The organism is Weissella kandleri, assembly GCF_045504165.1.
GTDB lineage: Bacteria > Bacillota > Bacilli > Lactobacillales > Lactobacillaceae > Weissella > Weissella kandleri_A.
Genome location: NZ_JBJJNY010000004.1, coordinates 1 through 14,846, shown reverse-complemented (window position 1 = coordinate 14,846; position 14,846 = coordinate 1). Strand labels below are relative to the sequence as shown.

Genomic DNA, 14,846 nt, shown 5'->3' with positions numbered 1-14,846 from the left:
ATTGCATTTAGTGGGCGATGATGAATAGATAGATTAAGAAAACAAAACCAAGTACATACATCATCCAAGGGACATCTTTCGCGCGCTTGGTCGCAATCATGGTAATTGGATAGAGAATGAATCCTAAGGCAATTCCATCAGAGATTGAGTAAGTTAATGGCATACCGATGACAATTAGAAAGGCTGGAGCGGCGATTGCGAAGTCATGCCAATTAACATCTTTTAAGTTACGAGCCATTAAGACTCCAACAACGACTAGTGCCGCTGAAGTGACTTGGGGTGTCACCACCGTAAGTAGGGGTGAAAATAACAAAGCAATGAAGAACATAATTCCTGTATAAACGGAAGTTAGGCCTGAACGACCACCGACTGCGATTCCAGCTGAAGATTCGACAAAGGCTGAAGCGGGTGAGGTTCCTAAGACTGCACCTAAGGTCATTCCCAAAGCGTCCGCCCCTAAAGCTTTACCTAAACGTGGCATCTCATTATTTTTCATAAAGCCGGCTTGGGTTGCTAACCCGATCATCGTTCCGGCGGTATCAAAGAAAGTAACTAATAAGAAAGTTAGCACGACGGTGACTAATTGTAGAGAATTAATGTCGCCTAAATGCTTAAGTGCAACCCCAAACGTAGGCGCCAAAGATGGTGCAGGTGCCAAAATGCTAGTTGGAAGATCGATTTGACCAAAAATGATTCCGACGATTGAAGTTAAGATCATCCCAATGAAAATGGCCGCGGGAATATTTCGTGACATTAACACAAAAGTGATGATAATTCCAAAGATGGCTAAGAGGGAGGTTCCCGATGAGAGGTGGCCCAAAGAAACCATCGTTTCGGAGTTACCCACGATTAGTCCGGCTTCGTGCAGCCCGATAAAAGCGATGAAGAGACCAATTCCGGCTGCAATCGCCACTTTTAAGTCTTGAGGAATTAGATTGATGATTTTTTCGCGGACTTTAAATAATGTGAGTAGTAAGAACATTAAAGCGGCAACTAAGACGCCAGCTAAAGCTGTTTCCCACGGAATACCCATGCCAATGACCACGGAATATGAAAAGAAGGCGTTAATTCCTAATTCAGGGGCGATAGCGATGGGGTAGTTGGCGAAGATGCCCATAAAAATAGTAGCAATTGCGGCAGTTAAACCTGTTGCTGTGAAAATAGCACCTTTGTCCATCCCCGACGCACTTAGAATGGTAGGATTGACGAATAAAATATACGCCATGGCTACGAAAGTGGTCAAACCAGCGACAAATTCGCGCTGGTGGGTGGTATGTAGTTCATTTAAATGAAAATACCGATTGATAAAAGACATATGATCTGCTCCTCAAAATAATAGATAATGTTTTAACAACGGCTCTAATTATGCCTTGAATTTTAAATTTCGTCAAGCGTAAAAACCGAACTATTTTTAGATAATTCAAATAAAACATGTGATAATTACGCCAATCGCTTAATGGTGATGCAAAAAAATTGCCAATTTCCGAATTAATTGCTAAGATATTTAAGTAAAAGTTTGCAAACGAATGAAAATACGAACATTATCTTAGTAATGGGTTTAAAACCAGGAGGTTAACATCAACATGGCAGGAATTGTAGTAGTTGGTAGTCAATGGGGTGACGAGGGTAAAGGAAAGTTAACTAACTTATTGGCAGCAGATGCCGATATGGTAGTTCGTTATCAAGGGGGGAATAACGCGGGACATACCATTTACGTTGAGGACCACAAGTTCGAACTTTCAGCGATACCATCGGGAATCTTTGCGGCGGATAAGTTAGCTGTTTTAGGCAATGGAACGGTGGTTAACCCTAAGGCGCTTTTGGCTGAGGCAGCGGTATTGCAACAAGAAGGGGTGCCAACTGACAACTTACGAATTTCTGATCGCGCGCATGTTATTTTTCCTTATCATCAGTTATTAGATCAACTTGCTGATGAAAAAAAGGGTGACCAAAAGATTGGGACGACTGGTAAGGGAATCGGCCCCGCTTACATGGATAAAGTGGCACGCATTGGGATTCGGATGATTGATTTGCTGGATGAAGCTGAATTGCGGTCGAAACTTAGTTATGTTTTGGCTGAAAAGAATGAAATTTTAGAAAAAATTTATCATCATGCCCCACTTGCGTTAGAACCCTTGCTGAAAGAATACTTAGAATATGGAAAAAAGTTGGAGCCCTATATTATGGATACAGCTGCGTTAATTAACACGGCAGCGCAGAAGCAACAACGAATTTTATTTGAAGGTGCACAAGGAGCGATGTTAGATCTTGATCAGGGAACCTACCCATATGTAACGTCATCTTCACCAGTTGGTGGCGGTGCAACGATTGGAAGTGGTGTCGGACCAACCGCAATTCAACGGGTGGTCGGAGTGATGAAGGCATATACTTCACGGGTTGGAGACGGTCCTTTCCCCACAGAATTATTTGATGCCACGGGTAATCATATTCGGGAAGTTGCTCATGAATATGGGGTTGTAACTGGTCGCCCGCGCCGAATTGGTTGGCTAGACACCGTTATTATGCGACATGCGGCCCGAATTGGTGGGTTCACCGATTTAGCTTTGAATTCATTGGACGTGCTTTCAGGTTTACCGACTATTAAAATTGCAGTGGCTTATCAGTTAGATGGAAAACGAATTGAAAATTATCCAGCATCGATGCGTGATTTAAAACGTGTAGAACCTATCTATGAAGAGTTACCTGGGTGGAATGAAGATCTTAGTGGAATTACAAAGCGGGTTGATTTGCCAGAGAATGCAAAACGTTATTTACAACGGGTTGAGACGTTAGTTGGGGTGCCACTTTATACCTTTGCGGTTGGCCCAGCCAAAGAGCAAACCCATGCATTATTTGATTTATGGAAGGCAGCAGAAGCATGAAACGAGCGCAATTAGGAACAACAGTTTTCACCGCTGACCAAATTAGTCAAATGGTTGCGCGGGTGGCCGCTGAAATTCAAAAAGATTATGCAGATCAGTTATCGGAGGTGATTTTTGTCGGTGTAATGAAGGGGGCCTACCTTTGGATGGGCGATTTGTTACGCGCAATTGGTGGCGATGTACAAATGGATTACTTGCGGGTTGGTAGCTATTTGAATGATGGTTCAACGGGCGAAGTAACTTTATTAGATGATTTACGCTTAGATGTAACGGGTAAAACGGTCATCTTACTTGATGAAGTGATTGACAGCGGCTTGACGTTAGTGTGGTTGAAAGAATTACTTCAAGCGCGGGGAGCTAAAACAGTGAAAATTGCGGTGGCTTTTGATAAACGCCAAACTCATCAGATTACTTTCCCCGTTGATTATATCGGAGCAAGCGCACCAGACGATTTCTTAGTTGGTTATGGGATGGATTATAATGAGCATTTTAGAAATTTGAATTATATCGCAACGTTAGATTTAGTGGAAATTTAAAATATAAAAGGTCGCTAAGATGTTTAAAATCTTAGCGACCTTTTGTGGTTTAACGTGATTGTTGTAAAAAGATTAATAAAACAGTGATGGCTTGTAAAATACTAAAGAAGCTCATCCGAAATTTTTGTTTCAAATCTAAGTTAATGAGGACCATCCAAGTAAAGACGATAATGATAATTGCTAAAAATGTCCAGATGTTCCAAGGTAATGAGAGGGTATTTAATAATAACATGACGCCAAAAGTGAGGGCGGTCATGCGCTTCTTTTTACCTTTAGGTACGAAAATAATACTCATATAAAATAGATAGCTTAACAGTAGTGGAAGTAAACTAAGCAGGAATGGCTTAGTTAAGAAAGTGTTCTGTTGATAAAAGATGACGACTGGCATCGAAAGGGTTGAGATGCCTGAATACAAAATTAAGCCAAAAATATTTTGTAAATTAAGCCATTTGAAATGGAATAAGATAAGGGATATGGGCATTAGAAAGAGCAAAATAAATTGTTGAATTGTAACCTCGTGATATAAAAAATATAACAAGAAGAGGGGGACGAGGAGCAATAGATAGTGGCGCCACCCTTTAAAAGCATCGTTAAAAGTGTAATAGATGGCTAATGCGAGAAAAATGGAGTAGGTCATCAACCAGGGATTGTTTTGCCATTGTCCAGCACTTAATTGCTTAGAGTAAATCAGCGGGTATGTCCACCAGATTAAAATTTGAGCAATGCACGAAAGGGTCGGAGCAATCCAAATAGTTTTCCAGTTGATGGATTTGTTTGTACGAAGGGACTGTTTTGGTTGATTGATGTGGCCGGTTTGAGGATTGCCGGCTGAATTTGTTGTGTTTGGCATGATGAATCCTTTAAAATATTGATTTTTTTAATTAATACTAATCTTCTTTATTATACTCGAAAAGATTGGGATAAGTTGTTCCTTATGAGAAATTTTAGAAAGGTCGAGAGTGTTATCCATATGCATTCAATGGTACAATTAAAAAATATAGAATTATGGGGTAAGTTGTCATAAATTCAAAAAATGGAGATAAGGCAGGAAAAATTTTTGACAAAGGTAGAACAATTGTTAATTAAATATCGGGAACAAATCATCTATTTAGTCTTTGGGGTTTTGACGACACTCGTGAGTATTATTGTCTATGGAGCCTTGCATTTGATGGCATGGCCGTACCAATTGGCCTATTGGAGTGCTTGGTTTTTATCAGTTTTGTTTGCGTATTTAACTAACCGGCACTGGGTCTTTCGCTCTCAAGCGCAAGGATTTTTAGCGATTTTACGAGAGACGTTCAATTTTTATTTGGCTCGGTTGTTAACTGGTCTGTTGGGATCAGCGATTATGGGGCTGGGTGTGGGCGTGTTACACCAAAATGATTTTATCTGGAATATTATTCAAAATATTTTTGTCATTATTGCCAATTATGCATTGAGTAAGTGGTTTATTTTTAAAGGTAAGGAGTAAATGGTATGACAGTTAAATTAGTAGCAACTGATTTAGATGGTACTTTATTAAACAACAGCAAAAGATTTGATTATCAACGCTTTACCGCTTTGTTAGATCAAATGGATGCTTTAGAGATGAAATTGGTGGTCGCAACGGGGAATCATCTGGATCAAATTAAACAGTATTTTTCTTCCGTCGATCCAACACGCCTATTATATATTTCTAGTAATGGTGCCATGGTTTCTGATAATGAAGATATTTTATATGAACGGCCGGTCTCTAAAACACAAATCAAAAAAGTGGTCGATTGGAATGCTTCAACGAAAGCGAAAATGGAAAACTTGATTATCCTTTCTGGGGCTAAAGCGGCTTATGTTTCTAATCATGCCACGCCTGAAATGATTCAAGCGGTTAGTCAATTTTATCCGCGTGTGGAACAAGTTGATAAGTTAGTTGAAGTTGATGATGATATTTTGGTCATGGAATTAATCTGGCCCGAGAATGCCAATGTTAAAGAATATGTCAAAGAGCTTCGGCAAACATTTGGCGAAGAACTACATACGACGGGATCTGGTTTTGGATCAGTGTCAATTTTGGCGGCGCATACCGATAAGAGTACCGGGTTAAAAGCGTTAAGTGATATTTATGGTATTCAGCCCGATGAAATGGCAGCGTTTGGTGATAATAGCAATGATTTGGAGATGTTACGGTATGTGGGTCACCCATATGTAATGCCAAATGCTGAAGCGTTCATGCATGAACGTATTCCAGCAACAGCTGTGGCTGATAACGAACACGATGGAGTGCTAGCAACTATTGAACGATTAATTGAGCAAGAAAATCAAAAGAAGTAGGAGGATAGCGCATGTTTTTTAATAAAAAAGCAGCCAGCGAGCCAGCTTCTGAAACCTTACGAGCTGATCTAATGCCACAACATATCGCTATTATTATGGACGGGAATGGCCGTTGGGCGAAAGCAAAAGGCCTACCTCGGATTGCTGGACATCAGCGGGGGATGGAGGTTGTTAAGACAATCACGAAAGCGGCGAGTGATTTAGGAGTCAAAGTCTTAACTGTCTATGCGTTTTCCACGGAAAATTGGAAGCGGCCGGCGAGTGAAGTGACATTCTTAATGGGCTTACCGACCAAATTTTTTGATACCTTTGTGCCTGAATTGATTGCTAATAATGTCCGGGTAAATGTGATGGGGTACATAGATCAATTACCGAGTGAAACACAAAAAGCCGTACAAGATGCGATGGCAAAAACGGCTCAAAATACGGGAATGGTTTTAAATTTCGCCTTAAATTATGGTGGACGAGCCGAAATCGTGACGGGAATTCAAACAATTGCTCAACAGGTTGCGGATGGCAAGCTACAAGTCTCTGATATTAGCGAAACGTTGATCGATCAAAATTTGATGACGGCTGATTTGAGCCCACATCAGAATCCGGACCTCTTAATTCGAACTAGTGGTGAAGAGCGAATTTCGAATTTTTTGCTGTGGCAATTGGCATATAGTGAATTTGTCTTTTTGCCCCAGCACTGGCCTGATATGACAGCTGAGGCTTTAAAAGAAGCGATTTTAATTTATCAAAAGCGGGATCGCCGTTTTGGTGGAATTAAAGAAAGTTAATTAAATATTTGAGGAGAGTGTTATGCGAACACGAGTGATTACGGCGATTGTGGCCTTATTGATTTTTATTCCCACCGTCTTAGCTGGTGGAATTTGGTTAGATATCATGGGGGCTGTGTTGGCCATCATCGCCATGAGTGAAATTATTTTAATGCGTAAAAAATTATTAGTTTCATTTGAAGCCATTATTTCGATGTTGGGAGTAGTATGTATGACTTTGCCTTCATCAACTTGGCAACAATGGGATCAATATTTGCCAGGTGAATTAAGTTATTCATCATTATTATATGTATTTATCTTATTAATGTTATTCCATACCGTGATCAGCAAGAACCAGTTTAGTTTTGAAGATGCGGGGGTCTTTACCTTAGCAATGATGTATATCGGAATGGGGTTCCATTTCCTAGTTCAAGCCCGGACGGCTGGTTTGAGTGTGATTTTCTTTGCCATGTTGATTGTTTGGCTGACTGATTCTGGAGCGTATATGATTGGTCGTAAAATTGGTAAAACGCCGTTGGCTCCTCGTTTAAGTCCCAATAAAACAGTGGAAGGCTCAGTCGGAGGAACGCTTGCAACGATTGTAATTATGGGGATTTATGTTTACTTTTTCCCACAAGCTTATAGTTTACCAATTATGTTAGGCTTGATTTTGATTTTATCAGTCGCTGGACAGTTTGGCGATTTGATTGAATCTGGATTGAAGCGTTATTATAAAGTTAAAGATTCGGGAAGTATCTTACCAGGACACGGTGGAATTTTAGACCGTTTTGATTCAATGTTAATTGTGATGCCCCTACTATATCTATTAGGTGGTATGCGGTAATGTTAGTGATATGAGAAGCTATGAACGAGGATGCTTTCCAATTCATAGCTTTTTAATATCTTTGAAAATACTGATATTTAAAATCATATTTTCGGACAATTGCGCTTAGCGACTTGTAGCCGTGGGACCTGTTGACGCCAGGAAGTTCTTCAGCAAGGGCTGGTGGGATATGGTAAAATATGGCTAAAGCAAAATGCTAGTTAGTGAAGCAGAGGGAAGGTAATTATGAAACAATCAAAAGTGTTCATTCCAACATTGCGGGAAGCGCCCGCTGATGCGGAGGTAATCTCACATCAAATGATGTTACGTGCTGGATATATTCGGCCCGTTTCAGCTGGAGTCTACGCCTATTTGCCATTAGCGCAGCGGGTACTCCAAAAGGTTGAGACCATCATTCGCGAAGAAATGGAACACATTGATGCAATTGAAATGTTGGCACCAACGTTGTTGCCTGCTGAATTATGGCAAGAATCAGGACGTTATGAAAGCTATGGTCCGGATTTGTTTAAATTACAAAATCGGCATGAACGGAATATGATTTTAGCGCCTACACATGAGGAATTAATGACTTCATTAATTCGGGATGATATTAAATCTTATAAACGGTTGCCGCTGACGGTTTATCAAATTCAAAATAAGTTACGTGACGAACGGCGCCCACGTTCAGGTCTGCTTCGGGGACGTGAGTTTATCATGAAGGATGCTTATTCATTTTCAGTTGATCAAGCTGGTTTAGATGAAGCTTATAAGCAGATGGAACAAGCGTATATTAATATTTTTGATCGCGTTGGCGTGAATTATCGAGTCATTGTGGGTGATGCTGGTGCCATGGGTGGATCGGACTCAAAGGAATTCTCAGCGCCTGCCAGTGCGGGTGAAGATATTATTGCTTATTCTGACCAATCGGATTATGCTGCCAATCTAGAAATGGCCAAGGACCTATACACGTCAGATAAGTCACATGCGCCAATGGGTGAGCTTGAGAAAATTGCGACACCTGAAGTGAAAACTATTGATGAATTAGCGCAATATTTGAAACGTGAACCACAACAATTAGTGAAAACGATTTTGATGATGGCTGATGATCAACCCGTGATGTTGCTAGTACGTGGCGATTATGAAGTTAATGAAGTGAAAGTGACCCATATTACTGGAGCAACTGAATTGCGGATGGCGACCGAACAAGAAGTTCAACAATTGTTGGGAGCTACATTTGGTTCACTTGGACCCGTGGGTGTTGGTGAAGATGTTAAAATTATTGCTGATGAGTGGGTTCAAGATATGGTTAATGTGGCCGTGGGGGCTAATGAATCAGGGTTCCATTATTTGAACGCTAATATTGATCGGGACTTTAGAATTGATGAAGTAGCAGATATTCGAGTTGCTCTAGAAGGTAATCCAACTATTGATGGTCAAGGTCACTTGGTCTTTACTAAGGGGATTGAAATTGGACACATCTTCAAGCTTGGGACTCGCTACTCTAAGGCGTTGGGCGCACAAGTTTTGGATGCTAATGGGCGTCAACAAGACATCATTATGGGCTCATATGGAATCGGGGTTTCACGTTTATTGTCAGCGATTGCTGAGCAAAATGCTGATGAACATGGGCTCGTTTGGCCCAAGGCAATTGCTCCTTGGGATGTTCATTTGGTACCGATTAAGTACACTAATGCCGAACAAGGCGCTTTGGCTGATCAAATTTATGCTCAATTGACGGCGGCGGGTTATGAAGTGCTCTTAGATGATCGCAATGAGCGTCCAGGAGTTAAATTCGCTGATTCAGATTTGATTGGTTTGCCAATCCGTGTGACGGTTGGAAAGAAAGCTGCAGAAGGAATTATTGAAGTCAAGGTGCGGACGGCTGAAGAGGCCATTGAAGTACGGGTTGAAGAATTAAATGAAACTGTGGCCATTTTATTACACCCAGCTGAAGATGAACAATAGTCTTAATGACCATTTAACCGAGTAGATGTGATGGTTAATTATTTATTAATTGGAATGCCGTAATTCATTAGATTTATGGTGTTCTTTTTAATTTGAATTTTTAAATTTATGAGATATTGGGACAGACAACTTGATTGTTTGAAACACGTGTTGGCATGTTAATGATTATGGTATGATAGTTATCTAAAGAGACATGATGAATTTAATAATGGTGGTATTTTATGAAGAAATCAGAAAAATATTTAGTAGGTGGTTTGCATCTGTTGGTAATTTTATTTTGGGCGATGGTCTATGTCGTACCTTCGCGCTTTGATTTTTTAATTTGGAATGTCTTTTTAGCTTTGCTGCCGTTAGACTTTGCTTTGATATATCAGCAAATGAAACAGCAACAGCATAAAGTGATGGCGTTAGTGATGTTTGTTCTCTGGCTGATTTTCTTCCCCAATGCGATGTATTTATTAACTGATTTTAGTCACTTATCTGCCATTGGAACCGCTTTGGCAACGGGTATTCAATATATGAATTACGGGATTTTATGTGCTGGAATCATAATGGGAATTTTAATTGGATTAATCAGTTTAGAAGTGATTGCTGATTCAATTAACTTTTTACATAAGTGGTATTTACAGGTGCTTTTTTATATTGGTATGAGTGGAATTTCGGCAACGGCAATGTATATTGGGCGCTTTGCTCGATTAAATTCATGGGATTTGTTAGCCAACCCATTGGCCGTTGTTCGTCAACACAGCTGGTTATTGACGGCCGATTTTAAAGTCTTTGTTTTAAGCTTTATGGTGGCCCAGTTATTTATTATGCTGACATTTCATATTATTTGGCAAAGTCGACAAAGTTAGGAGGAACACATGGGATTAAATGCAGCAGAACAATTTCGAGTTTTGGCGCAACAGTTAAAATTTGAAAATATTCCTGATGGTTTCCAACAAGCGGAATTAGAACGCTTGGTTGTGCATGAACAGTCAAAGATATGGCAATTTCAAATTGGATTGTCAGAATTACCTAAAGTTGCTGAAACAGTAGCTTTTAGCCAACGGTTACAACGTGAATTTGAAATGATTGCGCAGACCAGTTGGCAGTTTAATTTACAAAGTCAACCGCAGCTCGCCGAAATTTATGCCTATTGGCCTTGGATTTTAGCGCAGCATCAAAATGATCAGGGCGCCTTTCGTCCGGCGTTTCAAAATGTCCAAGCGGAACTTACGGATCAGGCAATTATTTTGAAATTTAATTCAACGCCATGGTTACAATATGCGCAGAATACAGGGATGCAATTAATTAAAGAACAAATTCAAAGTTTAGGCGTTACGGCACCCGTACCATTTCAATTAGTTTTAGATCAAGATTTAGTACAGGCGTCGATGGCAGCGGGACAACGGCAACGTGCTGAAGACGAAGCTGCTTTGGCCCAAAAAGCGCAAGCGCAGATGGCAGAATATCAAGCGAATGCGCGTAAGCATCAGCAAGCGGTGGAAAAAGCGGAAGACCGGCAAAAGAGCCATATGCGCTCTAAGGTTACGAATCAGGCGATTGGCAAGGGAATCCCTAATAACGTTGTGGTCACGCGAATGACTGATGTACACATGGAAGCCGATTTGGTAACTTTTGAAGGTTATGTTTTTGATAGTGAGATTCGGGAATTACGTAACGGTCGGAAACTCGCCATTTTAAAAATGTCGGACTATACTGATTCGTTTGTCTTGAAAAAGTTTTTAAATCAAGAAGCGGAAGAACCATGGTTACAAGATTTGAAGAATGGTGGTTGGTACCGTGTTCGCGGTAATATCCGTGAAGATTCATTTACGCATGATTTAACGATGATGTTTCGTGATATCGAGATGATTCCAGGTAAGAAAGCACGGAAAGATTCTTATCCAGGTGCCGAAAAGCGGGTTGATCTACACGTTCATTCGTTGATGTCGACCATGGACGCGACCAATGGAATTAGTGATTATGTGCAAACAGCAGCCGGTTGGGGTATGCCGGCTTTAGCGGTAACTGATACTGCGGGCGCACAAGCTTTCCCTGAGGCAGCAGGTGCAGCTAAAAAAATTAATCAAAAATATCAAAAACAAGCGGAAAAACAATTTGTGCACGAACATGCCATTGATCCAAACGATGACGCAGCAGTGAAACAGTTGTTACAGGATGAAGCAGATGCATTTGCTGATTTTAAATTAAAAAAGCAAAAACATTTTAAGATGATTTATGGCTTAGAGTTAAATTTAGTGGATGATTCGACGCCCTTTGCGCTAAATCCCGATGATCAAATTTTAGATACGGCTGAATATGTTTCTTTTGACGTGGAGACGACCGGATTAGCGCCTCGCTATGATAAGGTAATTCAATTATCTGCGGTGAAGATGCAACGCGGAAATGTGATTGGTGAATTTAACGAATATGTGAATCCGCATGAACCTTTGCGCCCGATTATTATGGAAATTACGCATATTACTGATGCAATGTTAGAAAATGCGCGGGATGAGGCTGAAGTTTTTGCTGATTTTAAGGCTTTCTGTGGTGATGCGATTTTAGTTGGGCATAACGTGATTGATTTTGATATTCCAATGTTAAATATCACTTATCAACGATTGGGGATGCCCCAAGTTGAGAGTGTAGTTATTGATACGTTACCTTTGGCGCGCTTTTTACATCCAGAAATGCGACGTTTTACGTTAAGTACTTTGGCTAAAAAATTAGGCATTCCTTTAGATCACGCGCATAATGCGATTTACGACGCGACGGCAACGGGACAAGTGGCACGAAAATTAATCCAAGATGCTGCAGAACGGTATGGTGTTAAGACGGCCCTGGATTTAAATCAACATATCACAGAGGGTGAACCATGGCGACGTGGACGTCCGATGCATGCGATGGTTTTGGTGAAAAATCAGGTAGGGGTTAAGAACCTATATAAAATGATTTCAGCGGCGAATGTGGATTATTTGGATCGCGTGCCTAAAACGCCTCGGGCTGTTTTGGAAAACTATCGAGAAGGACTTTTAGTTGGAACTGGTGATGCGAGTGGTGAGTTCTTTGAAACTTTGGAACGTAAAGGTCCAGCAGCAGCAAAGAAAGTAGCTGAATTTTATGATTATATTGAGATTCAGCCGACGGGTAACTATTCACAAGAGCTAGCTCGTGAAATGATTAAAGGTGAAGAACGGCTCCATGAAATTATTGCTGATGCGGTTCAGATTGGGGCAGAATTAAATAAGCCAGTTGTGGTAACGGGTGATGCTCATTATTTGGATCCGCAAGATGCGATTTATCGTAAAATTTTAGTAAACTCTCAAGGTGGTGCGAATTCGTTGAATCGCTATCCCTTGCCGGAGGTTCATTTCCGGACGACACAAGAATTGTTAGATGATTTTGCCTTTCTTGGGGCGCAAACAGCACAAGCGGTAGTCGTGCATAATACGCATTTGGTGGCTAATCAAATTGACGATGTTGAAGCGATCAAGACTGGCAATTATCCACCTAATATGTCAAACGCTGAAGAAGAAATTCGGGCTAAAACTTATGCGACGGCGCATCAGATGTATGGTAATCCCTTACCTTTGCAGATTGAAGCCCGGATTGAACGTGAACTAACTTCGATCATTGGGAATGGGTTTTCGGTGATTTACCTGGTGGCACAGCGCTTAGTTGCTAAATCAAATAAAGATGGATACCTGGTTGGTTCGCGAGGATCAGTCGGTTCTTCTTTGGTAGCGCTTTTAGTTGGAATTACGGAAGTTAATGCATTGGCACCACATTACTATAGTAAAGCTGGTGATTATGTAGAGTTTGTAGATCCACGAATGTATGGGTCAGGGTACTCGATTCCGTTGAAAAATTCGCCAATTGATCAGACGTCTTTGATTGGGGATGGACATAATATTCCGTTTGAAACTTTCTTGGGCTTTAAGGGAAATAAAGTTCCAGATATTGATTTGAACTTCTCAGGTGATTATCAACCGTTTGCGCATAATTATATGAAGTCATTGTTTGGAGAGAATAATGTTTTTCGAGCTGGGACGATTGCGACGGTGGCAGATAAAACCGCGTTTGGATATGTTAAAGCATATGAGCGTGATCTAAACGAAGCTGTGCGGAAACAAAAGCAAAAAGATTTGGGGATTGCTAGTCTTGAAGACGTGCATTTATCTGAAGAAGAGGTCGTAAGTTTTAAGACTGCTGAAATTGAGCGGTTAGCAGCGGGATCAACCGGAGTGAAGCGGACGACTGGGCAACATCCTGCCGGAATTTTGATTGTGCCCGATGACATGGAAATTTATGATTTTACACCCATTCAATATCCAGCAGATGATGTTAAAGCAAAATGGAAAACAACGCACTTTGATTTCCACTCAATTCACGATAACATTTTGAAAATGGATATTTTGGGGCATGATGATCCAACGATGATTCGTGCTTTACAGGATATGTCTGGGATTGATCCAACGACGATTCCGATGAATGATGAAGGTGTGATGAGTTTGTTCCAATCACCAGATATTTTAGGTGTGAAAGCAGAAAATATCTTTTCTAAAACTGGAACGCTCGGGGTGCCGGAATTTGGGACTGAGTTTGTGCGGGGAATGTTACAAGAAACCAAGCCTAAGACGTATGCAGACCTTCTTCAAATTTCTGGGCTTTCACACGGAACTGATGTGTGGCGTGGAAATGCGGATGAGTTAATTGAACAAGGCCTAGCTGATATTTCAACGGTGATTGGAACGCGTGATAAAATTATGACGGACTTGATCAATTGGGGGGTTAATTCTGAATCAGCCTTCCAAATTATGGAAAAAGTTCGAAAAGGAAAAGGTGTGTCAGAAGCATACCAAGCTGAGTTGCGTGAAGCTGGGGTGGAGGAGTGGTATATTGAATCATTACAAAAAATTCAGTATATGTTCCCTTTAGCGCACGCGGCAGCTTATGTTTTAATGGCTTTACGGATTGCTTACTTTAAAGTTTATTTCCCTATTTTGTATTACGCAGCATACTTTTCAGTACGGGCTAGCAATTTTGATATTGTTACTATGGCCCGTGGTGGTCAGGCCTTAAAAGCACGAATCACAGATATTAAAGCACAAGGTTTGGATGCCTCAGCTAAAGATCGCGACTTAGTTACTGTTTTGGAAATTGCAAACGAGGCGACTGAGCGTGGAATCACCTTTGGCATGGTTGACTTGTATAAGTCGGATTCTGAAGAGTGGATTATTGATGGACAACGGTTGATCGCTCCATTTAATGCGGTACCTAGTTTGGGGGATAACGTGGCCAAACGGATTATCGCAGCCCGAGCAGAAGGTGAGTTTTTGTCTAAAGAAGATTTAGCTAAACGTGGTGGTGTTTCGCAAAGTTTAATGCAATTCTTTGAAGATAATGGTGTGGTAGATGGCATGTCTGATGAGAATCAAATGGCATTGTTTTAAAATGAAATGGTTTAGGTTGTGGATGATAAATTCACGACCTTTTTTTATTGTTCGGGTAAATCTTTTAATATTAGGAGTTGACGAACATTCGGAGATGTTGTATATTAATTAAGTCGATTACGAACAAAACGTTC

Annotated in this window: 11 protein-coding genes; 9 read left to right on the top strand and 2 right to left on the bottom strand. The window is 40.7% G+C overall.

Annotated features, from left to right (window positions below; all coding sequences use genetic code 11):
• Window positions 1-7: 7 nt before the first annotated feature.
• Window positions 8-1,315, bottom strand: coding sequence for an NCS2 family permease (locus ACJQWY_RS03075; protein WP_407076290.1), 1,308 nt, complete (start codon window positions 1,313-1,315; stop codon window positions 8-10).
• A gap of 268 nt (window positions 1,316-1,583) precedes the next feature.
• On the opposite strand from ACJQWY_RS03075, the gene ACJQWY_RS03070 reads away from it, so the two are divergent.
• Both ACJQWY_RS03070 and hpt read left to right on the top strand, forming a co-directional pair.
• Entirely contained in the window at window positions 1,584-2,882 is a 1,299-nt protein-coding gene (locus ACJQWY_RS03070) for an adenylosuccinate synthase (protein WP_407076289.1), read from the top strand.
• Window positions 2,879-3,418 carry a hypoxanthine phosphoribosyltransferase gene (hpt, locus tag ACJQWY_RS03065; RefSeq protein ID WP_407076288.1) on the top strand — a complete coding sequence of 180 codons (540 nt, stop codon included), beginning with the start codon at window positions 2,879-2,881 and terminating at the stop codon, window positions 3,416-3,418. The genes ACJQWY_RS03070 and hpt overlap by 4 nt, the downstream gene beginning before the upstream one ends.
• Window positions 3,419-3,467: 49 nt before the next feature.
• Here hpt and ACJQWY_RS03060 read toward each other — a convergent pair whose 3' ends face one another.
• On the bottom strand, window positions 3,468-4,268 hold the full coding sequence (locus ACJQWY_RS03060) for a hypothetical protein (RefSeq protein WP_407076287.1): 801 nt from the start codon (window positions 4,266-4,268) through the stop codon (window positions 3,468-3,470).
• Window positions 4,269-4,475: 207 nt separating this feature from the next.
• On the opposite strand from ACJQWY_RS03060, the gene ACJQWY_RS03055 reads away from it, so the two are divergent.
• From ACJQWY_RS03055 to ACJQWY_RS03025, 7 genes are all read left to right on the top strand, one after another.
• Window positions 4,476-4,889, top strand: coding sequence for a GtrA family protein (locus ACJQWY_RS03055; RefSeq protein WP_407076286.1), 414 nt, complete (start codon window positions 4,476-4,478; stop codon window positions 4,887-4,889).
• 5 nt (window positions 4,890-4,894) lie between these two features.
• Window positions 4,895-5,725, top strand: coding sequence for an HAD-IIB family hydrolase (locus tag ACJQWY_RS03050; RefSeq protein WP_407076285.1), 831 nt, complete (start codon window positions 4,895-4,897; stop codon window positions 5,723-5,725).
• Between the two features lie 11 nt (window positions 5,726-5,736).
• Entirely contained in the window at window positions 5,737-6,507 is a 771-nt protein-coding gene (locus ACJQWY_RS03045) for an isoprenyl transferase (protein WP_407076284.1), read from the top strand.
• A 22-nt stretch (window positions 6,508-6,529) separates the two neighbouring features.
• Complete coding sequence (locus tag ACJQWY_RS03040) at window positions 6,530-7,330, top strand: phosphatidate cytidylyltransferase (RefSeq protein ID WP_407076283.1); 801 nt, start codon at window positions 6,530-6,532, stop codon at window positions 7,328-7,330.
• A gap of 225 nt (window positions 7,331-7,555) precedes the next feature.
• Window positions 7,556-9,274: a proline--tRNA ligase gene (locus tag ACJQWY_RS03035; protein ID WP_407076282.1), complete on the top strand. Its 1,719-nt coding sequence runs from the start codon at window positions 7,556-7,558 to the stop codon at window positions 9,272-9,274.
• 221 nt (window positions 9,275-9,495) lie between these two features.
• Window positions 9,496-10,128, top strand: coding sequence for a DUF1361 domain-containing protein (locus ACJQWY_RS03030; protein ID WP_407076281.1), 633 nt, complete (start codon window positions 9,496-9,498; stop codon window positions 10,126-10,128).
• 9 nt (window positions 10,129-10,137) lie between these two features.
• On the top strand, window positions 10,138-14,712 hold the full coding sequence (locus ACJQWY_RS03025; RefSeq protein ID WP_407076280.1) for a PolC-type DNA polymerase III: 4,575 nt from the start codon (window positions 10,138-10,140) through the stop codon (window positions 14,710-14,712).
• Window positions 14,713-14,846 lie beyond the last annotated feature (134 nt).